At 71.7% G+C, this 24,498-nt stretch carries 20 protein-coding genes and 2 pseudogenes; 8 read left to right on the plus strand and 14 right to left on the minus strand.

The features are described from left to right. Window positions 1–5 precede the first annotated feature (5 nt). Together ACIGDI_RS28420 and ACIGDI_RS28425 are read left to right on the plus strand one after the other, a co-directional pair. Window positions 6–890 carry an ABC transporter permease gene (locus ACIGDI_RS28420; protein ID WP_399903077.1) on the plus strand — a complete coding sequence of 295 codons (885 nt, stop codon included), beginning with the start codon at window positions 6–8 and terminating at the stop codon, window positions 888–890. 6 nt (window positions 891–896) lie between these two features. Further along, window positions 897–1,646, plus strand: coding sequence for a sirohydrochlorin chelatase (locus tag ACIGDI_RS28425; protein ID WP_399902281.1), 750 nt, complete (start codon window positions 897–899; stop codon window positions 1,644–1,646). A gap of 21 nt (window positions 1,647–1,667) precedes the next feature. Here the strand turns inward: ACIGDI_RS28425 and ACIGDI_RS28430 are convergent, their stop codons facing one another. The 4 genes from ACIGDI_RS28430 to ACIGDI_RS28445 all read right to left on the minus strand — a co-directional run bounded on the left by ACIGDI_RS28430 (window position 1,668) and on the right by ACIGDI_RS28445 (window position 4,611). Then, the gene (locus tag ACIGDI_RS28430; RefSeq protein ID WP_399902284.1) at window positions 1,668–2,294 is read right to left on the minus strand and encodes a DsbA family protein; all 627 of its coding nucleotides are present in this window, start codon (window positions 2,292–2,294) and stop codon (window positions 1,668–1,670) included. Between the two features lie 72 nt (window positions 2,295–2,366). Beyond that, entirely contained in the window at window positions 2,367–2,960 is a 594-nt protein-coding gene (locus ACIGDI_RS28435) for a TIGR03086 family metal-binding protein (protein WP_399902287.1), read from the minus strand. Between the two features lie 25 nt (window positions 2,961–2,985). Further along, window positions 2,986–4,008 (minus strand): ketopantoate reductase family protein, encoded by a 1,023-nt coding sequence (locus ACIGDI_RS28440; protein WP_399902288.1) that lies wholly within the window; start codon window positions 4,006–4,008, stop codon window positions 2,986–2,988. A gap of 54 nt (window positions 4,009–4,062) precedes the next feature. Then, window positions 4,063–4,611: a DUF1697 domain-containing protein gene (locus ACIGDI_RS28445; RefSeq protein ID WP_399902291.1), complete on the minus strand. Its 549-nt coding sequence runs from the start codon at window positions 4,609–4,611 to the stop codon at window positions 4,063–4,065. A gap of 408 nt (window positions 4,612–5,019) precedes the next feature. On the opposite strand from ACIGDI_RS28445, the gene ACIGDI_RS28450 reads away from it, so the two are divergent. After that, on the plus strand, window positions 5,020–7,275 hold the full coding sequence (locus ACIGDI_RS28450) for an MMPL family transporter (RefSeq protein ID WP_399902294.1): 2,256 nt from the start codon (window positions 5,020–5,022) through the stop codon (window positions 7,273–7,275). A 54-nt stretch (window positions 7,276–7,329) separates the two neighbouring features. On the opposite strand, the pseudogene mgt reads toward ACIGDI_RS28450, so the two are convergent. The 5 genes and pseudogenes from mgt to ACIGDI_RS28475 form a co-directional block, all read right to left on the minus strand. Continuing rightward, window positions 7,330–8,575: pseudogene (gene mgt, locus ACIGDI_RS28455) on the minus strand (macrolide-inactivating glycosyltransferase). Window positions 8,576–8,585: 10 nt separating this feature from the next. Then, a pseudogene (locus ACIGDI_RS28460) lies at window positions 8,586–8,690 on the minus strand (23S rRNA (adenine(2058)-N(6))-methyltransferase Erm(O)); the annotation flags it as partial. After that, complete coding sequence (locus ACIGDI_RS28465) at window positions 8,684–9,967, minus strand: ABC transporter substrate-binding protein (protein WP_399902297.1); 1,284 nt, start codon at window positions 9,965–9,967, stop codon at window positions 8,684–8,686. The gene ACIGDI_RS28465 and the pseudogene ACIGDI_RS28460, both read right to left, overlap by 7 nt. Continuing rightward, window positions 9,967–10,800, minus strand: coding sequence for a carbohydrate ABC transporter permease (locus ACIGDI_RS28470; RefSeq protein WP_399902300.1), 834 nt, complete (start codon window positions 10,798–10,800; stop codon window positions 9,967–9,969). The genes ACIGDI_RS28465 and ACIGDI_RS28470 overlap by 1 nt, the downstream gene beginning before the upstream one ends. Beyond that, the gene (locus tag ACIGDI_RS28475) at window positions 10,797–11,738 is read right to left on the minus strand and encodes a carbohydrate ABC transporter permease (protein WP_399902304.1); all 942 of its coding nucleotides are present in this window, start codon (window positions 11,736–11,738) and stop codon (window positions 10,797–10,799) included. Before ACIGDI_RS28475 ends, ACIGDI_RS28470 begins: the two co-directional genes overlap by 4 nt. A 186-nt stretch (window positions 11,739–11,924) precedes the next feature. On the opposite strand from ACIGDI_RS28475, the gene ACIGDI_RS28480 reads away from it, so the two are divergent. Further along, complete coding sequence (locus ACIGDI_RS28480) at window positions 11,925–12,788, plus strand: phosphotransferase enzyme family protein (protein ID WP_399902307.1); 864 nt, start codon at window positions 11,925–11,927, stop codon at window positions 12,786–12,788. A gap of 61 nt (window positions 12,789–12,849) precedes the next feature. On the opposite strand, the gene ACIGDI_RS28485 is transcribed toward ACIGDI_RS28480, so the two are convergent. Continuing rightward, the gene (locus ACIGDI_RS28485) at window positions 12,850–13,758 is read right to left on the minus strand and encodes a LysR family transcriptional regulator (protein ID WP_399902310.1); all 909 of its coding nucleotides are present in this window, start codon (window positions 13,756–13,758) and stop codon (window positions 12,850–12,852) included. 94 nt (window positions 13,759–13,852) lie between these two features. Here ACIGDI_RS28485 and ACIGDI_RS28490 point away from each other — a divergent pair, with 94 nt between their 5' ends. After that, window positions 13,853–14,812, plus strand: coding sequence for a DMT family transporter (locus ACIGDI_RS28490; RefSeq protein WP_399902313.1), 960 nt, complete (start codon window positions 13,853–13,855; stop codon window positions 14,810–14,812). Continuing rightward, window positions 14,782–15,279 carry a YbaK/EbsC family protein gene (locus ACIGDI_RS28495; protein ID WP_399902317.1) on the plus strand — a complete coding sequence of 166 codons (498 nt, stop codon included), beginning with the start codon at window positions 14,782–14,784 and terminating at the stop codon, window positions 15,277–15,279. The genes ACIGDI_RS28490 and ACIGDI_RS28495 overlap by 31 nt, the downstream gene beginning before the upstream one ends. 25 nt (window positions 15,280–15,304) lie before the next feature. Here ACIGDI_RS28495 and ACIGDI_RS28500 read toward each other — a convergent pair whose 3' ends face one another. The 4 genes from ACIGDI_RS28500 to ACIGDI_RS28515 all read right to left on the minus strand — a co-directional run bounded on the left by ACIGDI_RS28500 (window position 15,305) and on the right by ACIGDI_RS28515 (window position 19,671). Continuing rightward, window positions 15,305–16,027 carry a 3'-5' exonuclease gene (locus ACIGDI_RS28500; protein WP_399902320.1) on the minus strand — a complete coding sequence of 241 codons (723 nt, stop codon included), beginning with the start codon at window positions 16,025–16,027 and terminating at the stop codon, window positions 15,305–15,307. A 102-nt stretch (window positions 16,028–16,129) separates the two neighbouring features. After that, window positions 16,130–17,377, minus strand: a complete 1,248-nt coding sequence (locus tag ACIGDI_RS28505) for an SAV2148 family HEPN domain-containing protein (RefSeq protein WP_399902323.1) — start codon at window positions 17,375–17,377, stop codon at window positions 16,130–16,132. Window positions 17,378–17,480: 103 nt separating this feature from the next. Then, a complete protein-coding gene (locus ACIGDI_RS28510; RefSeq protein WP_399902326.1) occupies window positions 17,481–18,800 on the minus strand; it encodes a copper amine oxidase in 1,320 nt (439 codons plus the stop codon). A gap of 58 nt (window positions 18,801–18,858) precedes the next feature. Further along, window positions 18,859–19,671, minus strand: a complete 813-nt coding sequence (locus ACIGDI_RS28515; protein ID WP_399902329.1) for a Tat pathway signal sequence domain protein — start codon at window positions 19,669–19,671, stop codon at window positions 18,859–18,861. 179 nt (window positions 19,672–19,850) lie between these two features. Here ACIGDI_RS28515 and glgX point away from each other — a divergent pair, with 179 nt between their 5' ends. After that, window positions 19,851–21,977, plus strand: a complete 2,127-nt coding sequence (gene glgX / locus ACIGDI_RS28520) for a glycogen debranching protein GlgX (RefSeq protein WP_399902332.1) — start codon at window positions 19,851–19,853, stop codon at window positions 21,975–21,977. Window positions 21,978–22,069: 92 nt separating this feature from the next. Beyond that, window positions 22,070–24,424, plus strand: a complete 2,355-nt coding sequence (gene treY, locus ACIGDI_RS28525) for a malto-oligosyltrehalose synthase (protein ID WP_399902335.1) — start codon at window positions 22,070–22,072, stop codon at window positions 24,422–24,424. Window positions 24,425–24,498: the final 74 nt, after the last annotated feature.

Below are 24,498 nucleotides of genomic sequence, written 5' to 3' on the forward strand. Positions count from 1 at the left end.
CCGCCATGGCCAGCACTGACACCACACCGGCCCAGGACGCCGGCAGCGTCGAAGCCGGCCTCGACGCCCTGGAGACCACGGCCACCGGCCGGGCGTCCCTGCGGCAGACCCTGGTCAACAAGGTCCTGCCGCCGGTCATCGCGATCGGCGTGGTGCTGGTGGTGTGGCAGGGACTGATCTCCTTCGAGATCGTCGACAACCCCTCCAAGCTGCCCTCGCCGGCCGACGTCTGGCACGTGCTGCGCCAGTCGTGGCTGGAGGGCACGCTGCTGGGTTACATCTGGACGAGCGTCTCGCGGGGCCTGCTCGGCTTCTGCCTCGCGCTGCTCATCGGCACCCCGCTGGGCCTGCTGGTGGCCCGCGTCAAGTTCATCCGCGCCGCGATCGGACCCATCCTGTCCGGCCTGCAGTCCCTGCCCTCGGTCGCCTGGGTACCCCCCGCCGTGATCTGGCTGGGCCTGAACAACTCCATGATGTACGCCGTCATCCTGCTCGGCGCGGTCCCCTCCATCGCCAACGGCCTCGTCTCCGGCGTCGACCAGGTCCCCCCGCTCTTCCTGCGCGCCGGCCGCACCATGGGCGCCACCGGGCTGAAGGGCACCTGGCACATCACCCTGCCCGCCGCCCTGCCCGGCTACGTCGCCGGCATGAAACAGGGCTGGGCCTTCTCCTGGCGCTCCCTCATGGCCGCCGAGATCATCGCCAGCTTCCCCGACCTCGGCGTCGGCCTCGGCCAACTCCTCGAAAACGCCCGCACCGCCTCCGACATGGCCATGGTCTTCGAAGCCATCCTGCTCATCCTCTTCGTCGGCATCGCCATCGACCTGCTCGTCTTCAGCCCCCTCGAACGCTGGGTCCTGCGCAGCCGCGGCCTGCTCGTGAGGAGTTGAGGTTCCATGCGTACGAAGTCCGGCCGCCCCGTCCTGGTGGTGATCGCGCACGGCAGCCGTGACCCGCGGCATGCCGCGACGGTGCACGCCCTGGTCCGCCAGGTGCGCGCGCTGCGCCCGGAAGTCCGGGTGGAGACCGGTTTCCTGGACTTCAACATCCCGTCCGTGCAGGGGGTCCTGGAGTCGCTGGCGGCGGACGGCGTCCGTGAAGTCGTGGCCCTGCCGCTGCTGTTGACGCGCGCGTTCCACGCGAAGGCCGACATCCCGGCGGTCCTGCGGGAGGCGCCGTCGCGGCTGCGCATCCGCCAGGCGGAGGTGCTGGGCCCCTCGCCACTGCTGCTCTCGGCCCTCGAACGGCGGTTGTACGAGGCGGGGTTGTCGCCCGCCGACAAGTCCTCGACCGGGGTCGTGCTGGCCTCGGCGGGGTCCACCGACCCGGAGGCGATCGCGGTGATCGCAGAAATCGCGCGGGAGTGGCGGCACACCGGTTGGTGCGCCGTGCGACCCGCGTTCGCCTCCGCCGCTCTGCCCCGCACCGAGGACGCGGTACGCGAACTGCGGGCCCTCGGCTGCGCGCGGGTGGCCGTCGCTCCGTACGTGCTGGCCCCCGGCTTCCTCCCCGACCGCATCGCGCGGGGCGCGGCCGAGGCGGACGTGCTCGCCGACGTCCTCGGCCCGGCGCCAGAGGTGGCCCGCGTGCTGCTGGAGCGTTACGACGCGGCGCGCACACCCGCGCTGGCGGCTCTCGGCGCCTGACCCCGCGCCCGGCCCGGGCCGTCAGTCGAAGCGGAGCGATCCCGTGCGGGTGCGCTTGAGTTCGAAGAAGTCGGGGTCGGTGGCCAGGACGCGGAAGCTGTCGAAGAGCGCGGCCGCCCGGGCCCCTCGGGGCACGGCCCGCAGCACGGGGCCGAACCACACGGTGCCGTCGACGTGGAGGGTGGGCGTGCCGACGTAGCCGCCCGAGTCGGGCTCGGCGCCGGCCTCGTGGCTGCGGCGGACGGCCTCGTCGTGCGACGGGTCGTGGGCGGCGGCGGCCAGCTCGGCCGGCAGGCCCAGTTCCGCCAGGGACTCGGCGATCACGGCGGCGAAGAGGTCGGTGGAATCGGCCTTGCGCTCGTGGATGCGCGTACCGAACGCGGTGTACAGATCGCGCAGCACCTTCTCCCCGTGCCGCTCCGCCGCGGCCGCGGCCACCCGCACCGGGCCGATCGACCGGTCCACCAACTCCCGGTACCAGTCGGGGAGTTCGTTGCCGATGTTGTGCAGGTACAGGCTCATCGGGTGGAAGCGGAGGTCGAGCGGGCGCTCGCGCTCGACCTCCAGCAGCCAGCGGGAGGTGATCCAGGCGAAGGGACAGGCGGGGTCGAACCAGAAGTCGACGCGGAGGGGTGCGGTGTCGGTCATACCGTCGACGCTAGCCGTGAGGCGGTACAGGGTCTCGTCCCAATCGTTCACGTTTTCATTGGCCCAATTTTTCTATTGGCCCAATTTCGGGTCCCGTCCGCTGGCGGCGAGGGCGCGGTCGAGGACGGGAGCGTCGTCCGGCACCGGCACGGGGTCGGCGAAGCCGTCGTACTGCCGGTAGAGGTCGCCGTGCTTCTCCACCACGTGGAGGACGAAGCGGGCCGCGTCGTCGGAGATCCGGAACGGCTGGCCGGTGGCGGTGGCGACGTCCCAGCCGTGCACCGCCATCTCCTTGATCACCATGGAGGCGATGTCGAGGGCGGGCACCTTGGCCATGCCCAGGTCGACCTCGCCCTCCCACACCGCCGGGTCGGCCCAGGCGGCGACGGCGCGGTCCAGCTGGGTGGCGTAGGCCTCGGCCCAGTCCGGGTCGGCGGTGAAGTCGCGGGCGGTGAGCTCCTCCGGGAGCTGCTTGCGCAGGGCGCGGTGCTCCAGGCCGTGGGAGGTGTAGAGGACCCAGTGATCGACCAGGGCCCTGACGTCCCAGTCGGGGCAGTGGGTGGGTTCGCCGAGGCGTGCCGCCGGGACGCCGCGCGCCACGCGGGCCGCCTCGGCGGCGCACTCGGTCATGTACGTGTGCAGGTGCTTGGGGTCGTCGTACGTCATGCACCCCACGCTAGGAAGGGGCCGCTCAGGACTCTTGAACAAACGCGACAGCCTCGTCGGCGAGCCGGACCAGTTCCTCGACCGGCATCGAGCCGGGCGTCCGGCGCTCGCGTGCGAAGGTGTTGGCGAGCCGCTGGAGGAGGTCGTTGAGCGGGGTCGGGACGCCGTGCAGCCGGCCCAGCAGCGCGATCTCGCCGTTGAGGTAGTTGGCCTCGATGCTGCCGGTGCCGCGGCTGAGGGACTGCCAGGAGGAGCCGCCGCCGCGCGGGGCGCCGTCGAGCGGGACCAGGTCGACCTTGTGGCCGCGCGTCTCCCGCTGCTCCTCGGCGCTCGCGTACGCGATCCCGGCGGCGTCGAGCACGGCCTCGCCCTCGGCCCGCACCCGGCGGTACAGCTCCCCCGCCTCGTCACCGGCGGTCGAGGTGACCGCCTCCAGCGCGTTGGCCAGGTTGGACAGCAGCTTGGCGTACTGCCAGCGCGACACGTCCGGGACGACCGGCGCCTCGAGGAACCGCGTCTTCTCCAGGTCCGCGGCGATACGCCGGGCGGTCTCGTCGGTGCCGTGGGGATAGCGGCCCAGGTGCAGGATGCCGGTGAGCGGGGCGCCGGCCGCGGAGACGCGGCCCGGTTCGACGAAGGTCGCGGGCAGCCACACGCAGACGCCGTACACGTGCCGGAAGACGCGCAGGGCGAGCCGCTGTCCCTCCACGCCGTTCTGGGCGCACAGCAGCGGCAGCCGCTCGGCGGCCGTACCGCCGCCGTCGACCGGCGCCGGTCCCCAGTCCCGCAGGGCGGCCACCGTGTCCTGCGTCTTGACGGCGAGGACGAGGACGTCGTCGGCCCGCAACTCGCCCAGCTCGCCGGGGCCTTCGACGGCCGGCAGCCGGTAGGTGTGCCGCCCGTCCGGCACGGTCAGCCGCAGCCCGCTCTCGCGCAGTGCCGCGAGGTGCGCGCCGCGGGCGACCACGACGACCTCGTGCCCGGCCCCCGCGAGCCGTCCGCCGATCGCCCCGCCGACGGCGCCCGCTCCGATGATGATGTAGCGCATGGCAGGAGCCTCGCACACCGGCGGGGACCACCTGTGGTCCGGGCCCGGGCGCGGTCAACCCGCCGTGAGCTCCACCAGTTTCACCACGGTGTTCCAGTTCCGGGTGGTGGCGATCAGGCCCTTGTTGACGCGGGGCCTGGCGAGCAGTTCGGCGAGCCTGGAGCGGCCCAGGCCGTTCGGCGCGTAGAGGTACAGGGCGCGGTCCCCGAGGCGGAACTCCTCGGGCAGACAGGCCTCCTGGTCGATCTCCGCGAACCGGTCGGCGGTGACCGGTTCGGAGAAGTAGGTGACGTGCAGCTGCTTGGCCTCCAGGTCGGCGGCCGGGAAGGGGCAGGCGTCGGCGATCGCCTTCAGATAGGCGTGGTCGCGCACGATCACGTCGACGGGGAAGCCGAAGTGTTCCTCGACGGCCTGCGTGAGCTCGGCGGCCAGGGACTCCTCGTCGCCGTGACCGGACGCGAAGACGGCCTGCCCGCTCTGCAGGTGGGTGCGTACGGCGTCGTACCCGAGGCCCTCCATGAGCTGCCGCAGCTCGGCCATCGGGACCCTCTTCTTGCCACCCACGTTGATACCGCGCAGCAGCGCCGCGTACATCGTCGTCATGGCGCACACCCTAGGACGGCCGTCGTGCCCCGTGGGGGTGGGCACGACGGCCAAGTCCGCGTGGGGGCGGACTCCGCGAAACTCTGGCCGACCGGGCGGGCCCTCGGCAACCGCTACACGCAGCTGTGACTTGTTCAACAAGGTTTCGTAATCACAAAGAGGAGCGAGACCGGCGGACCGGACACGGCACGGCAGAGGCCGCCACCCTGATCACTACCTCCGAGTAGCCCGGATAGATGTAAGGGGCCTGGGTCCTCCCCAACGGTGAGGGGACCGGGTCCGCGGGGATGAGTTCTGGCCACGGCACTTCACCGGGGAGCACGACGAGAAGGCCTTACCTCGCCCATACCTTCGAAACGGAAGGTGGCGGCACGGGGCTGTCACCGCTCACGAGGGGGCAGGCCCGTCATGGGGAACGAGGAATCGCGGGTACGGGGCATCGCCGCCCGGGCCGGCGGCTGGAGTGCCCGGCACCGATGGGCCGCCGTCGGCATCTGGGTGCTGTTCGTCGTCCTGGCGATGGGACTCGGCTCGGCGGCCGGCCGGGTGGATCTCAAGGACAGCGACCAGCTCAAGGGCGAGACGCACACCGCCGCCAAGATCATCGATGACGCGGGGATCAAGGAGCCGGCCGGTGAGACCGTCCTGATCCAGGCGAAGGACGGCGGCCCGAAGGCCACGGACGCCGAGTTCCGCTCGGCGGTCGCGGCGGTCGTGAAGGCCGTGGACGCCACCGGCCGGGTCACGGACGTGAAGTCGCCGTACACCACGGACACGATCTCCAAGGACGGGCGCAGCGCGCTGGTGCGGTTCGACATGCGCGGCGACGCGGAGACCGCGGGCGACCGGGTGGAGCCGGTGCTGAAGGCCGTCGCCGGGGTGCAGAAGGATCACGGATCGCTGCGGATCGAGGAGATCGGCAGCGCCAGCATGCGCAAGACCTTCGACGACGCGTTCGGGGACGACTTCCAGAAGGCCGAGTACTCCGCGGTGCCGGTGGCCCTCGGCATTCTGCTCATCGCCTTCGGCGCCCTGGTGGCCGCGCTGCTGCCGGTGGCGCTGGCGATCACCGCGATCATGGCGACGATGGGCCTGATCGGCATCGTCAGCCACGTCCAGCCGATGACCGACACCGCCAACTCCGTCATGCTGCTGGTCGGTCTGGCCGTGGGCGTCGACTACTGCCTGTTCTACCTGCGCCGTGAGCGCGAGGAGCGGGCCGCCGGACGCGACGGCCAGACGGCACTGCGGATCGCCGCCGCGACCAGCGGCCGGGCGATCATCGTCTCGGGCATCACGGTGTGCGTGGCGATGGCGGGCATGCTGCTCACCGGGCTCGCCACCTTCGAGGGCATGGGCCTGGCCTCGCTGATGGTCGTCGCCGTCGCCATGGTCGGCTCGGTGACCGTCCTGCCGGCGCTGCTGTCGCTGCTGGGCGAGCGGGTCGAGAAGGGCCGCGTGCCGTTCCTGCACAAGGCCATGCAGCGCCGGGCCGCCCGCTCGGGCGGGCAGAGCCGGTTCTGGAGCGCCGTCGTGCGCGCGGTGCTGGCCAGGCCGCTGGTGTCGGTGGTCGTGGCGGCCGGCGCGCTGCTCGCCGTCGCGGCTCCCGCGCTCGGCATGAAGACCCAGAACCTCACGCTGGACCAGGAGTTCGGCGACTCGCTGCCGATCGTGCAGACGTACAACCGCGTCAACGACGCCTTCCCGGGCGGCTCCGAGCCGGCCGAGGTGGTCGTCAAGGCGAAGGACATCAACGCCCCCGAGGTCAAGAGCGCGCTCGCCGACTTCAAGGAGCGGGCGGTCAGTTCGGGCGCCTCGCGCGGCCCGGTCCAGATCACCCTGCACGACGCGCAGAACATCGCGTACGTCTACGTCCCCCTGGTCGGCGGGTCCGACCTGGACAAGGCGGGTGCCAGCCTGGAGAAGCTGCGCGACGAGGTGCGGCCCGCCACCCTGGGCAAGGTGGACGGCGTCCAGGCGCCGATCACCGGGCAGGTGGCCGGTTCGAAGGACTTCAACGACCAGCTCGGCGGCGCCGTCGTCCCGGTCTTCGCGTTCGTCGTGGTGTTCGCCTTCGCGCTGATGCTGCTGTCGTTCCGCTCGCTGACCATCGCGATCACCTCGATCGTGCTCAACCTCCTTTCCGTGGGCGCCGCCTACGGCATCCTCGTCGCCGTCTTCCAGCACGGCTGGGGCGCCTCCCTGGTCGGCGCGGAGGGTGTCGGGGCGATCATCACCTGGCTGCCGCTGTTCCTGTTCGTGATCCTGTTCGGGCTGAGCATGGACTACCACGTGTTCGTGGTCTCCCGGATCCGGGAGGCACGCCTGCGGGGCCGTACGACGAACGAGGCGATCCACCACGGTGTGGTCACCACGGCCGGTGTCGTCACCAGCGCCGCGGTCATCATGGTCGCCGTGTTCGCGATCTTCGGCACGCTGTCCATGCAGTCCATGAAGCAGATGGGCGTGGGCCTCGCGGCCGCGGTGCTCATCGACGCGACGGTCATCCGGGGCGTGCTGCTCCCGGCCGTGATGGCGCTGCTGGGCGAGCGCAACTGGTACCTGCCGAAGTGGCTGCACCGCATGCCCGACCTCACGCACGACGAGGCGCCGGAGGTCATCTCGCACGCGGCGGAGGACGAGGGTGAGCCCGTGAGGGTCTGAACCCGCCGTTGCTGAGGGCCCGTCGGTCTCCCGGGGGAGCCGGCGGGCCCTCTCTCATGCCCGCGCTCGGGCGCGGCCGAGTTCGGCCTCGATGAGATCGGCCGCCCTCCTGGTGCCGCCCTCCCGGGCCATTCCGGCCTGGATCTCCTTGAGCCGCCGGGCCACTTCGGGGTCGTCGACCAGGGCGAGGGCGGCCGTGCGCAGGCCGTCGGCGGTGGCCTCGCCGGTGTCGAGGCGGCGGGCGACACCGAGCGCCCGCAGCATGTCGGCGTTGCCGAACTGGTCGACGGCCTGCGGTACGGCGATCATCGGCGTGGCGGTGGCAAGTCCCTCCTGGCTGCCGCCCGCGCCCGCGTGCGTGACGAACAGGTCGGCCTGCTTCAGGACCGCCAACTGCGGTACCCAGGAGCGCACTTCGGCGTTCCCGGGGACGTCCCCGAGCCCGGCCGGGTCCACGCGCTCGCCGATCTGCAACACGCAGTGCCAGCCCGGGAGTTCGCCGAAGGCCTGCACGCACTCCCGGTAGAAGTCGGGCCGGTCGGTGAAGGTGGAGCCGAGCGACACCAGCACCACCTTCTCGGCGTCCGCCGGCCGCGCCCAGTCGCCCTGTGCCGCCCGGTCGCCCTGGCAGGCGCCGACGAAGGTGTACACGCGCTCGTCGACCCGGTCGGCGTTCGGCTGCAGCGCCCTGGGGATCAGCACCAGCGACCTGTCGGGCCGGCCGGCGAAGTCATCGGGGTGCAGCGCGATCCCGTTCTCCTCCAGCCAGGCTCGGAAACGGGCATAGTAGGCCTTTCCGCGCGCGGTGCTCTTCGGCTCCGCCCACATCGGCTCGGCCACCTCCTCCTCGTACCCCTCCCAGGCCACGAGGTTCGGCGACAGCGACACGGCGGGCACGCCCCAGCGGTGGGCGAGGACACGGGCGGGGTAGGCCGTGATGTCGTGCAGCACGAGGTCCGGTACGTCACCCTCGTACGCCGCCGCGAGCTGCGGCAGCGCCTGCATCGCGTCGGCGAGGAACAGCTCCACGTGGTCCAGCAGTTCGCTTCCCCAGGCGATGGGGTCGGCGCCGGGTCCGGGGAGCGTGGAATTCCACGGCTTCGGCTCGGCGCCGGTCTCGGCGACCTTGTCGACGAAGGCCTGCGGGATCGCGTAGGTGACCCGGTGGCCGCGTGCGACGAGCTCGCGGATCACCTCGAGGCTGGGGTTCACATGGCCGTGGGCGGCGATGGAGAACATGGCGATGTGGGCGGGGGTGGTCATGCGACCGACCGTAGACGAGACGATACGTCTCGTCCAACCTTTTACGTTCACCGTGGCGGTGCGGTCGGTATCACGTGCAGCCGCAGCCACTTCTCCGGTGCCACCTCGCCCACCAGGGCCTTCGGATCCAGGTCCGCCGCCCGGATCACCGCTGGTAGCGGGCGAGGACCAGATTGCCGTCCGTCTCCAGGCGGTGGCGCAGTTCGTCGAGACCGATCGCCCCGCTGTAGTACTCCTGGAAGGCGGGGGTCGCCACCTTGTCCTTCCACTCGGAGTAGCCGCGGACGGACTGCGCGGGCGCCGAGCGGAGGTGGGCGGCGAGGGCGGTGCCGGTCGCCCAGCCGTCCTCGGCGGTGTGCAGCGCAGGGTCCTTCAGGGCCCGGGTGCCGGTGGGCAGCATCCAGTCGCCGAGCGCCAGCCGCACCATGTTCCTCGGCCGCAGCAGGAAGTCGACGAACGCGGCCGCCTCCTTCTTGTGCGGGCTGTCGGCGGCGATGGACAGCGTCTGCGGGCTGACGCCCTGGGCGAGCCCGTCCGCTCCGGCCGGGGCGGGCAGCACCTGCCAGGCGAAGCCCTTGGGGGCCTGCTGGGCGATCTGCTGGCGGTAGGAGAAGCCGAGCGGGACCATCGCGTACTTGCCGCCGAAGAACCCGGGCAGGGTCTCCGAGCCGCCGCTGCCCAGGGTCGTGGGCGAGGCACTGCGGTCGGTGTTCGCCTGGTCGTGGATGGTGCGGGGCACCACCTGGTCGGACGCCCCGAATCGGACGGTCACCTTGCCGTCCGCGCCCCGGTGGAACAGCTCGCCGCCGGCCGACAGGGACAGGTTGAGGGTCGCGGAGACGGGCTCCTTGAGCGGCCAGGCGACGCCGTACCTGCCGTCGCCGCTCAGCTCCTTCGTCACCTGCTCGAACTCCCGCCAGCTCCAGGGGTGTTCGGGCGTCGGGATGCGCACTCCCGACTTCTTCAGCCAGGTGGCGTTGGCGACGAGCACCCGCGGTTCCTGGAGGAACGGCACGCCGTACACGCCGTCGCCGAAGGTCGTGGTCCGCCAACTGCGCTGCGGGATGTCGGACTTCAGGCGTCGCGACAGCAGCCCACGCAGGTCGGCGAGGTAGCCGCCGTAGGCGAAGTCGGCGAGGTCGTCGGAGGCGTCGTGGATGATGTCGGGGGCCTCACCGCCCTCGAAGGAGGTGAGGAGCTGGTCGTGGACGCTGTCCCAACTTCCCTGTACGTACTCGACCTTGACGTCCGGATGCGCGGCGTTCCACTCCTTCACGAGCTCCTTGTTGGCCGCGACGGACTCCTGCTGCCAGGCCAGGGACTGGAAGCGGAGGGTGATCCGGCCGCCGTTCGCCGCGTCACCGCCGCCCGTGCAGCCGGCCAGCAGCAGGACCAGGGTGAGGATGCCGGTCACGAGTCTGGCGCGCATCAGTTCTTCACCGCCCCGGTGAGCATGCCGCCGGTGATACGTCGCTGCACGACCGCGAACACGACCAGCGAGGGCAGCGTCGCGAGGAAGGCGGCCGCCGCGAGCGGGCCGAGGTCCGCGACGCCCTCGGCGCCGATGAAGTGGGTGAGGACGACCGGCAGGGTCTGTTTCTCCGATGTCTTCAGCAGCACGAGCGCGAAGAAGAACTCGTTCCACGCGGTGACGAAGGCGAACAGCCCCGTCGCCACGATGCCCGGCGCGAGCAGCGGCGCGACGACCGAGACGAGCGTACGGGCCCGCCCGGCGCCGTCGACGGCCGCCGCCTCCTCGACCTCGGCCGGCACCGCCCGTACGTACCCGGCGAGCATCCACAGCGCGAACGGCAGCGCCCACACCACGTACACCAGCGTCAGCCCGGCCAGGGAGTCGATCAGCCGCAGGTTCTTCAGCACCAGGAACAGCGGGATGATCACCAGGACCAGCGGGAACGCCTGGCTGACCACCACCCACCCGGTGGCGGCCCGGGTCAATGCGGTACGGCGGCGGGCCATGACGTAGGCCAGCGGGGTCGCGATCACCACGGCGACGACCGCGGCACCGGCTGCGGCCAGCAGGGAGTTGTAGGCGGCGTGCGGCAGGGGCTGCGCGTCGAAGGCCTGCCGGAAGTTGTCGAGGGTGGGGTGACGCGGGATCCAGGTCGGGTGCGGACTGCCCAGCTCGCGGGGCGACTTGAAGGCGGTCGAGACCAGCCAGAGGAACGGGAAGGCCAGAAAGGCGAGATAGGCGAGCAGGGCCGCGTACTGGCCGGCGCGGACGGTCGTCGAGGTCCTCACGCGTCGTCGCCTCCTCTGAGCCGGCCCACCAGGAACAGGGCGAGGAGCACCGAGATCACGGCGACCATCACGCAGCCCATCGACGCCGCGTAGCCGAACTGGCCGTAGCGGAAGGCCTCTTCGTAGGCGAACAGCATGGGCAGCCGGGTGCGGCCCCCGGGGCCGCCGCCGGTCAGGACGTAGACCAGGGCGAAGGAGTTGAAGTTCCAGATGAGGTTGAGGGCCGTGATGGCGAGGGCGACCGGTCTGAGGGCGGGCCAGGTGACTGTGCGGAAGCGGCGCCAGGCGCCCGCTCCGTCGACGGCGGCGGCCTCGTGCAGCTCGCGCGGGGTGTTCTGCAGGCCGGCGAGGAGCGCGACCGTGGTCTGCGGCATGCCGGCCCAGACGCCCACGACGATCACCGCGGGCAGGGCGGTGCCCAGGCCGCTGAGCCAGTCGTGGCCGCCGCCGAGGCCGAGGTCGTGCAGGGTCTCGGTGAGGACGCCCGCGTCCGGGTTGTAGACCAGCCGCCACATGATGCCGACGACCACCTCGGGCATGGCCCACGGGATGATCGCCAGGGCACGCGCCAGCCACCTCAGCCGCAGGTCCTTGCCGAGCAGCAGGGCTAGGCCGAGTGCCAGCAGGAACTGCGGCACGGTCACGCCGACCGCCCACACCAGTCCGATGCGGAACGACTCCCAGAACAGTGTGTCGTGCAGCAGGTCCTGGAAGTTGAGGCCGCCGATCCACCGGGTGGGCTGGGTGCGGCCCGACTGGGAGTCGGTGAAGGCCAGCAGGATGCCGTAGAGCAGCGGTCCGACGCTCAGGACGAGGATCGGGATCAGCGCGGGCAGGACGAGGAACCAGGCCCCGCGGTCGCGGAGCGGCCGGTCCGGGCCGCCGGCGGCGCGCGGGGTGCGCTGCGCCGACCGCTTCGTCGCGGTCACCAAGGTCACGTCATCGGCTCCTTCGCGCGGCTCGTGACGTTCGCACCCGGCGGGCCCGTGTCATGGTCGTGAAGGAGACATGCGCCGTCAAGGCAGCGCGCACACCCCCCGACCTGTGCGAATGCGAGACTGGCCGATGGATGGCGCGATCTCGACGCCGTTCACCGGGGCATACGCGGACATGGGAGGCGGACGATGGACGAGGCACGGGCGCGGGACGTACTGGCCGCGGCGGACGTGCTGCCCGGCCCGGCACGGGACGCGCGGCTCCTCGCCCTGGGCGAGAACGCCGTGTTCGCCGCCGGTGACCTGGTCGTCAAGGTGGGCCGGGACGCGGAGCTGCTCGACCGGGCGCGGCGCGAACTGGACATCGCGCTGTGGCTGGCCGAGGCCGGCGTGCCGGCGGTGCGGGCGGCGCGGCCGAAGCCGCTGCTGGTCGAGGGGCATCCGGTGACCGTGTGGCAGCGGATGCCGGACGCGGTGCGGCCCGCCGAACCCCGGGATTTGGCCGAACTGTTGCGGGTCGTCCACGCCCTGCCAGCGCCCGCGTTCGCACTGCCGCCGCGTGAACTGCTGGGCGGGGTGGAGCGGTGGCTGCGGCTGGCGGGGGACGCGATCGACCCGGCCGACGCGGCGTATCTGCGCGAGCGGCGGGACGGGTTCGCGGCGGCCGCGGGCGCGTTGACGCCGCGGCTGGCTCCGGGGCCGATCCACGGGGACGCGTTGCCCCGCAATGTGCACGTCGGTCCGGACGGGCCGGTGCTGGTGGATCTGGAGACCTTCTCCTCGGACTTCCGTGAGCACGATCTGGTGGTGATGGCTCTCTCCCGGGACCGGTACGGGCTGGCGGCCGAGGCCTACGACTCGTTCACCGAGGCGTACGGCTGGGACGTACGGGAGTGGGAGGGGTGCTCGGTCCTGCGCGGCGCCCGGGAGACGGCCAGTTGCGCGTGGGTGGCCCAGCACGCGCCGAGCAACCCCAAGGCGCTGGCCGAGTTCCGGCGCCGGGTGGCGTCGCTGCGGGACGGGGACGAGAGCGTGCGGTGGTATCCGTTCTGACGAAGGCGGTGCCGGGGACGAGAGCGTGCGGTGGAACGGTTCCGACGAAGGCGGTGCCGGTCTAGGCGGTCTCCCCGTTCCGGATCGTGTGTGCCGCCCGGCGAAGCTCCGTGAGGACGGTTCGCACCGCTGCCCGGGCCGTGCGTTCGGGGCGGTGGAGGGCGTCGATGTGGCGTCTGGCCTGTACGCCGCTCAGTGGCCTCAGGACCAGTTCCGGATGCGGTCGCATCGTCCAGCGGGGCATCAGGGCGAGGCCTCCGCCGGCTGCCACCGCCTCGGCGACCACCGTGAACTCGTTGATGCGGTGGGCGAGTCGAAGGCGCCGGCCGGCCGCGGCCGCGATCGCCTCGATCGTCGCCAGGACCGGGAAGCCGTCGTGGACGGTGATCCACGGCTGGTCGGCGACATCGCGCGGGGTGACCCGGCGTCTGGCGGCCAGCGGGTGGTCGGCGGGCATCGCCACGTCGAGGGGTTCGCGCAGCAGCGTGGTCGCCGTCACCGTGTCCGGCCAGGGCGGGGCGTGGTCCAGGCGGTGGGCGAGCACCAGGTCGTACTCGCGGGTGAGGCGGGGGAAGTCCTCCTGGGCCACGTCCTCGTCGGCGAGCCTCACGACCGGGGCGCCCGGCCCGCCGAGCGCGCGCAGCAGGAGCGGGAAGAACGCCGTGCCCGCGCTGTGGAACGCCGCCACCGAGACCTCGCCCTCCCCCTGGTCCAGGAACTCCCCGACGCTGTGCCGGGCCCGGGCAAGGGCCGTCTCCACCTCGATCGCCGCCCTCGCCAGTGCCTGACCGGCGTCGGTGAGCACCAGCCGTCTCCCCTGGCGCTCGGTGAGCGGCACCGGGATCGACCGCTGCAGCAGCCGTAGCTGCTGGGAGATCGCCGACGGGGTGACCAGCAGCGCCTCGGCGACCGCCGTGACACTGCCCAGCTCGCCCAGCTCCCGCAGGATCCGCAACTGACGTTCGTCCATGGTGCGAGTGTAGGAAGTCGATGTAGGGCTTCTAAAAGATCGTTTCAGTAAGTGGTACTGGGCTTCAGGGACCGTCCCGGTGCACCGTGGGCGGGTGACCGATGTCCGCCGCACCGATGCCGTGCTCCTCCTTGTCGCCGTCGTCTGGGGGTCGAGCTATCTCTCCGCCCAGACCGCCACCTTCGCGCTTTCCGTCCTGTCGGTGCTGTTCGCGCGGTACGCACTGTCCGCTCTGACCTGCCTGGGGCTGGTCGCCGCCCGCCGCGGGCCGCGCCGATGGACCCGGGACGAGCTTCGGGCCGGGCTGCCGCTGGGTGTGACGCAGGCCGCGGTCCTGGTCGTGGAGACGTACGGCGTCGCCCACACCAGTGCCGCCAACGCGGGGCTGATCATCAGCCTCACCATCGTGCTCACCCCGCTCCTCGACCGCTCGCGCGGCGCGCTGCCTCCCTCCTATTTCGCCGCCGCCGGCGTGTGCGTCCTGGCCGTCGGGCTGCTGATGTCCGGCAGCGGATTCCACACCCCACGCCTCGGCGACCTCCTGATGCTGGCCGCCGCGGTGATACGGGCGGGCCATGTCGCTCTCGTCGGACGGCTCACCGGCGGCCGGGCCGTCCGTCCGCTGCAACTGACGACCGTGCAGGCTCTCGTCGGCACCTGCCTGTTCCTGCCCGGCGCCGCGAACGATCTGCCCGTGCTGTCCCGGGCCGGCCTGGCCACCTGGACGCAGCTGGTGTATCTCGCCCTGTTCTGCAGCGTGTTCGCGTTCCTCGCGCAGACCTGGGCCGTGCAGCGCACCTCCGCCAGCCGCGCCAGCCTGCTGCTGGGCACGGAACCGGTCTGGGCCGTCGCGGCCGGCATCGCCCTCGGCGGCGAGCGCTACGGCATGCTCACCGTCCTCGGCGCGGCCCTGCTCGTCGCCGGCACCTACTGGGGGCAGTCCGTGGAACGCGCGGACCGCCGACGGCGCATGGAAAGCCGGGACCGCCTCGTCACCACCCGTCCGCCCGAAAAGGACCTCGCATGCCCGAGTACGACACCTACGAGCGCCTGATCTCCCTGCTCGACACCGCCTGCGTCGACTACGGCCTCATCGACCACCCGCCCGAGGGCGCCACCGAGGCCGTCAGCACGCTGCGCGGCCACTCCCCGTCCGAGGCGGCGAAGTGCGTCGTGCTGCGGGTCAAGGTGGACCGGCGGACCACCCGGCACGTCCTGGCGGTCGTCCCGGGGGACAGACGGGTCGACCTGGACGCCGTGCGGGCGCTGTTCGGAGCGCGGTACGCCGGTTTCAGCGACGCGGAGACCGCCGGGCGGCTGGCCCGCGCCGTTCCCGGCGCCATCCTGCCGTTCAGCTTCGATCCCGCACTCGAACCGGTCGCCGATCCCGACGTCGTCGCACGACCCCGGCTGTACTTCAACGCGGCCCGGCTCGACCGCTCCCTGGTCATCTCGGGCGCGGACTACGGGCGACTGGCCCGGCCCCGGGTCGAACGCATCGCGAGCCCCGCAGGAGAGTGAGCGGTGGCGGCCTGTCGGCCGTGGCTCAGACCGGCTCGTCCGTCAGCTCGCGCAGCGGCCAGGTCCCGTCCACCACCGCCGTCGCATCGCCCTTGCGGCGCAGGAAGTTCTGGAAGTCCGCCGCCCATTGCGCGTACCACTCGATCTGGCGGCGGTGCAGTTCCGCCGGGCCGAGGGCCGCGATCTTGGGGTGGCGGTCGGCTATCGCGCAGGCCAGGCCGGCCGCGGCGAGGGCGTCGGCCGAGGCGTCGTGGGCGGCCTCCAGGGGGACGCCGTACTCCGTGCAGACCGCTTCGAGGTTGCGCTTGCCGCGGCGGTACCGGTCCACCCAGCGGTCGATGGTGTACGGGTCGATGACCGGCGCGGGGTCGAGGCCGCCGAGGCGGTCGCTCAGGGAGGGCAGTCCGTGGCGGCGCAACTCGGCGGAGAGCAGGCTCAGGTCGAAGGCCGCGTTGTAGGCGACGACCGGTACTCCCGCTTTCCAGTACGAGGTGAGCACGTCCGCGATGGCGTCGGCCACCTGGTCGGCCGGGCGGCCCTCGGCGCTCGCGCGCTCGTTGCTGATCCCGTGCACGGCCACCGCGTCGGCGGGGATCTCCACGCCCGGATCGGCCAGCCATTCCCGGCGCCCCATGGGCTGTCCGCCCCTGACCTCGATCACGGCCCCCGTGACGATGCGCGCCTCGCGCGGATCCGTACCGGTCGTCTCCAGGTCGAAGCCGATCAGCAGCTCCTGGTGCCAGGCCATCGGCGGCCCCCCTTCTCGGTGGTGCTTTCCCCCAGTGGTCTCCACCTTCCCATGCGCCACTGACAATCAGAGGACCGCATTCCGCTTACCGCTTCGGACAGTTCAGGACACGGGACGCGAATCCACCCAGGCCGTTTCGAACTCTTCGCGGTATGTCGGGAAGAGACCACTGTCGACCCCTTCGTTCTTCTCGTCCGACTTGACCACACGGCTGCCGTTGCGCAGGACGAGCACCGGCGCCTCCATCCCCCGGGACCGGCGCAGGTACGACTGCACGACGGCGACGCCGTCCGCGCCGTCGCCGTCGACGAGGTAGGCGGAGAAGCGCGGCGTCTCGTCGTAGACCTGGATCTGGAAGGCGCCCGGGTCGCGCAGCCGGGAACGCACCCGTCGCATGTGCAGGATGTTCATCTCGACCGCGCGGCTGAGTTCGCCGCGTTTCATGCCGAGTTCCCGCTCGCGCCGTTTGACCGCGCTGGAGGCGGGGTTGAGGAACAGCAGCCGCACCCGGCAGCCGGCCTCGGCGAGGCGGACCAGACGGCGGCCGGAGAAGTTCTGCACGAGCAGGTCGAGGCCGATGCCGACGGCGTCGAGACGGCGGGCGCCGCCGAAGATGTCCTCGGCGGGGAACTGCCGCAGCAGCCGCACCCGGTCGGGGTGCACGGCGACCACGTCGGCGTACCGGTCGCCCACCAGGTCCTCCACCGCGTCGACCGGCAGGCGGCGGGCCGACGGCACGTCACCGCCCGCGCCGAGGGCGTCCAGCAGCCTGGCCGAGGCCCGCTCGGCCTGGTTCAGGACGGCTTCGGACAGGGCCCGGTTGCGGGAGACGACGTTGCGGGTCACCTCCAGCTCGTCCAGGGCGAGTTCGACGTCGCGGCGGTCGTCGACGTAGGGCTCGAAGCACGGCCAGTGCTGCACCATGAGCTCACGCAGCTGGGGCAGGGTCAGGAAGCTGAGGACGTTGTCGTCGGCCGGGTCGAGCAAATAGCCCTTGCGGCGGCTGACTTCGCGGACCGCGACCGCTCGCTGCACCCACTCCTGACCGGCCGGCCCGGCCGCGGCGATCACCCACTCGTCCCCGTGGACGGGTTCGTAGATGGGACGCAGAACAGCGGCCACGACCGCGCGCAGCCGCTGTTCGACGAGGTTCAGCCAGATGTAGGCCCGGCCGGCCCGCTGGGCGCGCGTACGCACCTCGCGCCAGGCGTCGGCGTCCCAGTCCAGCTCCGGTCCGATGGAAGTCGTCTCCATCGGCCTGGCCAGGGACACCGTGCCGGGCGGGACGTCTGCGGAGTTCCCCTCGTGACCCTCGTCACCAGGGGGCAACTCCAGCCCTCCCGAGCCCACCCGCGCACCGCCTTCCGCTCCCCCGAGCACTCCCCTTGCCAACGATCAAGGAAGGGTACTCCGGGACCGGTCGGCGATGCAGCCGGATGGACAGGGTCGTTTCTCAACTGCGCGGTCGCCAGTGGCCGTTCTGCCAGGAGAGCTCGTCCGGAGTGAGCGGATTCATAGCCGTCACGTCCCTGGGGGCGATGGAGAATCCCTGCCAGTGGACGGGCATGGGCTGCTGGTCCTCGTCACGCGCTATGTGGTGGAAGCCGACGTTCATCCAGACGATCGGGTGCGTGAGCGTCTGGCCGTTCACCCACTTCTCCACCGACTTGCCCGCTCCGGCGGCGCAGTTGCCGGTGTTGTTGGTGGCGAACTGCTCGCACTTGTTGTACTCGGTGAAGTACACGTCGTGCTTGGTGAAGCTGCGGCCGGCGTACTTGGTGGTGGGGCCGGGGACGATCTCGTACGAGCGCGCGTGGCCGTCCTTGTTCTTGCCGGTGGCGCTGACCATCCGCCACCAGCGGTAGGCCTTGTAGTCGCCGCCGAGTTCCTTGGTGACCTTGGTGCGGGTGGTCTTGGCGCTCGGCGCCTCCTGGCCGTGCGCGGGCGCGCTGACGGTCGAGTCGTACTGCTCGACCTTCGTCTTGGAGGAGCCGTCGAGGCCGAAGTCGAGCCGCCAGAAGACGTTGTGGCTGTGGCTGGTGGCGTAGGCCTTGGCGCCCTTGCCCAGCGGCCAGCCGCGGCCGTCACCGGCGTCGTAGTCGTCGTAGGACAGGCTGCCGGTGGCGCCGACGTTCATGTTGATGGTGCCGTCGTCCTGGAAGCGCCACTCGGTCATGTACTCGTACCAGCCGACCTGGTTGACTGTGTAGACGAGGAGGTCCTTGCCCTGGGCCTGGTAGACCTTGTTCGCGGTGTCGCCCTGCATCCGGTACGCGTGCCCGCGCGAGCGCGTCGTGGTGCACAGGCCGTTGACGTTCGGGTGCTGCGGGTCCCACGCGTCGGGGACCTTGACCGTCTTGATGGTGCCGCCGGGGCACTCGCCGGGCGCGAGGTTCATCAGGCCCTGGGCGAAGCCGAAGCCGGTGAGGTCGTCGTACTCGACGCTGCCGTCGTCGTAGGGGACGTCGATCTGGGCGAGCCGGGCGCTGTTGAGGACCTTGATCGGCGCGCTCTCGCCCTTGGGCTGGTAGGAGACGTTGTCGAGGACCAGACCGGCCTTGCTGTCGTAGCGCCAGCACATCCGCCAGGTGGTGCCGCTGGAGAGCTTCTGCTCGATCTTGTAGGCGGCGCTGCAGTCGGCGGCCGCCGCGCCGGCGGTCCTCGGCTGGGCGGTGGCCGGGCCGGCTCCGGTGGTCGCGCCGGCGGCCAGCGCGGCCACCGACAGGCCCACGGCCGCCCGGGTGCGGGCGCGGCTCATTCTCTTGACGGGCATGACGAGGTGACTCCCTTGCACAGGAGGAGCAAGTTGGAAAAGTGGATGGCGTGCGGGCTCAGCCGCGCTTGAGCTGGGCGACCTTGTGGGCGCTCAGGTCGATCACGAAGGACCTCGCGTCGATCCACGGGCCGTTGACGACCTTGGGGAACAGCCGCACGCACCGGTGCTCGCCGCACTTGTCGAGCACGGCGGGCTGGGCGCCCGGCGTGGCACGGTAGACGGCGCCGTTGAGCAGCAGCTGGTCGGCGGAGGTGAGGTCCTTGCCGGTGGCGTCCTTGTAGTCGGCCCGCAGACCCTTGCCGAGCGGGTCGGCGATCAGCAGCGTGGCCGCCTCGGCGTTCTCGGCGCGGCTCAGCGGCGGCTGCACGCCGTGCTGCACGCCGGTGTCCTCGACCTTGCCGGTGTCGAGGTTGACGGTCTTGGTGACGAGCGTGTCGTTGCTGTAGTCGTAGAACGTCACGTCGGCCCGCCGCGGCGCGGCCGGGTCGTCGGTCTCGTCGTTCTCCGGGTCGGCGAGGTCGACCGTCAGGCGCTGCGGGCCGCGCTTGCCGTCGACGTTCTCGGCGGAGTTCAGCAGCTGCCGGTTCACGGCGATCTGCTCGGCCCGCTTCATCTCGTCGTCGGTCAGCGGATCACCGCCCTTGCCCTTGTCCCCCTGGGCCGGCGCCTGCTCGACGACGCCCGCCGGGACGGTCCCGTCCTGCCCCTGGCCCGCCTGCTGCCCCGCCCGGGTGCCCGTTTTCCCTCCCGTCTCGTCAGCCCCTGCCGTTCCCGGCAGCGTGATCCCGACCATCACAGCGGTCCCGGCCACCGCTATGGCCGCACCGGCCACCACCTTGCCCAGATGGCGGTGCACTATCTTGCGCACATCTTCCCCCTACTCCCCCTTGGTCACGGGAGTACGTGTCTGCCCCACTGGTTCGGCATACCGCGTATGCCAGGTCGATCGGTAAGAGGGGCGTAAGTCATAGGTGGTTCCATCACTTTCGGGGAGACTCGAGGCCAAGGCGCCACCTGGGGCGCGCTCCACCTGAAAGAGTCGTATCCATGCAGGTCTGGCCTGGCGAGGCGTATCCACTCGGTGCCACGTACGACGGCGCCGGCACGAACTTCGCGGTCTTCACGGAGGCCGCGGACCGAGTAGAGCTGTGTCTGCTGCACGACGACGGCTCGGAAACGGCGGTGGAACTGCGCGAGAGCGACGCGTTTGTACGGCACGCGTATGTGCCCGGCATCATGCCGGGCCAGCGCTACGGCTTCCGGGTGCACGGCCCGTACGCCCCCGAGCGCGGGCTGCGCTGCAACTCGGCGAAGCTGCTGCTCGACCCGTACGCGCGCGCGATCAGCGGTTCGATCAGCTGGGGCGAGGAGGTCTACGGCTACCACTTCGACGCACCCGACCGGCGCAACGACCTGGACTCGGCGCCGCACACGATGACGTCGGTCGTGGTCAACCCGTACTTCGACTGGGGTGACGACCGCCGCCCCCGCCGCGGCTACCACGAGACGGTGATCTACGAGGCCCACGTCAAGGGCCTCACCATGCGGCACCCGGGACTCCCCGAGGAACTGCGCGGCACCTACGCGGCCCTCGCGCACCCGGCGATCATCGAGCACCTGGTGGAGCTGGGCGTGACGACGCTGGAGCTGATGCCGGTCCACCAGTTCGTCAACGACCACCGGCTGGTCGACATGGGCCTGAACAACTACTGGGGCTACAACACGATCGGCTTCTTCGCCCCGCACAACGCGTACGCCTCCTGGGGCGACCGCGGCCAGCAGGTCCTGGAGTTCAAGTCGGCCGTCCGGGCGCTGCACGAGGCCGGCATCGAGGTCATCCTCGACGTCGTCTACAACCACACCGCCGAGGGCAACCACCTGGGCCCGACGCTGTCCTTCAAGGGCATCGACAACCCGCAGTACTACCGGCTGACCGACGACCCCCGCTACTACATGGACACCACGGGCACCGGGAACTCGCTGCTCATGCGGTCCCCGCACGTCCTGCAGCTGATCATGGACTCGCTGCGGTACTGGGTGACCGACATGCACGTCGACGGCTTCCGCTTCGACCTCGCGGCGACGCTGGCCCGGCAGTTCCACGAGGTCGACCGGCTGTCGTCGTTCTTCGACCTGGTGCAGCAGGACCCGGTGGTCTCCCAGGTGAAGCTGATCGCCGAGCCCTGGGACGTCGGCGAGGGCGGCTACCAGGTGGGCAACTTCCCGCCGCTGTGGACCGAGTGGAACGGCAAGTACCGCGACACCGTGCGCGACATGTGGCGCGGCGAGCAGCGAGCGCTCGCGGAGTTCGCGTCCCGGCTGACCGGCTCCTCCGACCTCTACCAGGACGACGGCCGCCGCCCGCTGGCCTCGATCAACTTCGTGACCTGCCACGACGGCTTCACCCTGCACGACCTGGTGTCCTACAACGACAAGCACAACCGGGCCAACGGTGAGGACAACCGCGACGGCGAGAGCCACAACCGGTCGTGGAACTGCGGCGTGGAGGGCGAGACCGACGACCCCGAGGTGCTGAAGCTCCGGGCGCGGCAGATGCGCAACTTCGTCGCCACCCTGATGCTGTCCCAGGGCGTGCCGATGATGAGCCACGGCGACGAGTTCGCCCGCACCCAGAACGGCAACAACAACGCCTACTGCCAGGACAACGAACTGTCCTGGGTGAAATGGCCCGCCACCGAGGAGGACGGGGACGACGACGGCGGACTGCTCGCCTTCACGCGCGCGATGGTGTGGCTGCGCAAGGACCATCCCGTCTTCCGGCGCCGCCGCTTCTTCCACGGGCGGCCCGTGGAGGGCACCCACGACGACCTGTCCGACATCGCCTGGTTCACCCCCGACGGCCGGGAGATGACCCAGCAGGACTGGGACTCGGCGCCGGCGTCGGCGCTGACGGTGTTCCTCAACGGCAACGCGATCTCCGAGCCCGGCGCCCGGGGCGAGCGGATCACCGACGACTCGTTCCTGCTGATGTTCAACGCCTCGCCCGAGCCGCTGGACTTCGTCGTTCCGGTCAACCACGGCCGGCAGTGGCAGGTCGTCGTCGACACCGCCCGCACGGACGGCGTACCGCCCGCCGAGGGCCCGAAGGTGACGGCCGGCGACCGGCTGACCCTGGTGGACCGCAGCCTGACCGTGCTGCAGCGGCCGGTCTAGAGCGGTGTGCCCGGCCGCCGGGCCGGGCACCCGCGCCGGCTCTCGGCGCAAGAGGTGACACGAAGAGCCGCGGGGCGGGTACGTAGGTCTGCATGACATCTGTGCGACCCGACCCCGCGGTGCCCACGGCCACCTACCGGCTCCAGCTGCAGCCCGACTTCCCGTTCACCGCCGCGGCGGCGGCCGTACCGTACCTCGCCTCCCTCGGCGTCTCGCACCTGCACCTGTCCCCCGTCCTGGAGGCCGTGCCCGGCTCGGCGCACGGCTACGACGTCGTCGACCACGCGCGCGTGCGCGAGGAGCTCGGCGGCGAGGAGGGGCTGCGCGCGCTGGCCCGCACCGCGCGCGAGCACGGCCTCGGCCTGGTCGTCGACATCGTGCCGAACCACATGGCCATGTCCCCGCGCCACAACCACGCCCTCTGGGAGGTGCTGCGCGAGGGCCCGAAGTCGCCGTACGCGCGCTGGTTCGACATCGACTGGGAGGCGCAGGACGGCCAGGTGCTGCTGCCGGTGCTGGGCGGCCCGCTCGGCTCGGTCGTCGACGAGCTGCGGGTCGACGGTGACGTACTGCGCTACTACGACCATGCGTTCCCGCTGCGCGAGGGCACCGAGGAGCTGCCCCTGCCGCAGCTCCTGGACGCCCAGTGGTACCGGCCCGTGTGGTGGCGGCTGGCCCGGACCGAGCTGAACTACCGGCGCTTCTTCAGCATCTCGGAGCTGATCGGGGTGCGCGTCGAGGACCCCGAGGTTTTCGAGGCCACGCACGCGAAGATCCTGCAGCTGCTGCGCGAGGGCGTGGTCGACGGGCTGCGCGTGGACCACCCGGACGGCCTCGCCGACCCGGACGCCTACCTGGCGCGGCTGCACGAGGCGACCGGCGGGCGCTGGACGGTCGTGGAGAAGATCCTCGCGGACGGCGAGCCCCTCCCGGCCTCCTGGCCCGTCGCCGGCACCACCGGCTACGACGCCCTGCGCCACATCGACGGACTCTTCACCGACCCGGCCGGGTGCGGGGAGCTGCTGGGCCAGTACCGGCGCTTCGCCGCCCCGCAGACGGACCGGGGCGGCGACTGGGCGGCGACGGTGCGGCGGGCGGCGTACAAGGTGCTCGCGCACGAGCTGGCCACCGAGGTCGACCGGCTGACCCGGGCGGCGGTCAAGGTGTGCGCCAGCGCCCCGGACCCCGCCCTGCGCGACCGTGCCCCCTGGGCGCTGCGCACGGCTCTCCAGGAGCTCCTGGTCCGGCTGGAGGTCTACCGGCCCTACACCTCCGGCGACCCGGCCCTGGTCGTCACCGAAGACGCTGCGGCCGAGGCGCGGGGGGCCTTCGCCGTCCCGGAGGAGGCCGGCGCGGTCGACGTGGTGCGCGACCTGGTGCTCGGCCGGGCCGGCGCCGGTCCCGAGCAGGTGGAGTTCTTCACTCGGTTCGCCCAGACGTCATCCGCACTGCGCGCCAAGTCCGTCGAGGACACGGCGTTCTACCGCTACGTCCCGCTGCTGTCGGCGAACGAGGTGGGCGGCGACCCGGGGAGCCCGTCGGTGTCCCCGGACGACTTCCACGCCTACTGCGCGCGCGTGCAGCGCGACTGGCCGACGACCGGCACGGTCGTCTCGACGCACGACACCAAGCGCAGCGCCGACGTACGGGCGGCGCTGGCCGTGCTCACGGAGTGCCCCGGGCGCTGGGCGGACCTGCTGGCCGACGTGACCCACGCCGAGGAGAGCGTGCCGGACGCGCAGCTGGCGTGGGCGGCCTGGCAGACGGTGTTCGGGCTCGGCCCGGCGGACGCGGAGCGCGTACAGCAGGCCCTGCTGAAGCACGTGCGCGAGGCGGGCCTGTTCACCAGCTGGACGGAACAGGAGCCCGCCTACGAGGAGGCCGTCGCGGCGTTCGTGGCGGCGGGCCCGTGCGGGGCGCCGGCCGAGCACGTCGCCGCCCTGCGCGGCGCGCTGGAGCCACACATCCGGGCCAACGTGCTCGGCACTGCCCTGGTGCATCTGACGATGCCCGGCGTGCCCGACGTCTACCAGGGCACCGAGAGCGAGTACCTGGCCCTGGTCGACCCGGACAACCGGCGGCCGGTGCGGTACCCGCCGGAGGACCCCGGCGACAAGGGGGCGCTGACGGAGGCCGCCCTGCGGCTGCGCGCACGGCGGCCCGCCGCCTTCGGGGACGCGGCCACGTACACCCCGCTGCCGGCGGAGGGACCGGCGGCGGAGCACTGCCTGGCGTTCGCACGGTCCGGCGAGGTCGTCACGGCCGTGACGCGCCTGTCCCTGCGGCTGGCGGAGGCGGGGGGCTGGCAGGACACCCTGCTGCCGCTGCCGCCCGGACGCTGGTCGGACGTACTGGCTCCGGAGCGGGAGTTCACGGGGCACGCACGCGTGGAGGAACTTTTCGCACGGCAGCCGGTGGTGCTGCTGGAGCGGGTCGACGAAGGTTGAGCCGCATGGGGGGCGAGGGATGGGCGCTGCGGGCCGAGGGAGGCTGAGTACCACGGGCCCGACGAGGGCTGGGC

The sequence above is a fragment of the Streptomyces sp. NPDC085900 genome, assembly GCF_044540925.1.
In the GTDB taxonomy this organism is placed as follows: Bacteria; Actinomycetota; Actinomycetes; order Streptomycetales; family Streptomycetaceae; genus Streptomyces; species Streptomyces gilvifuscus.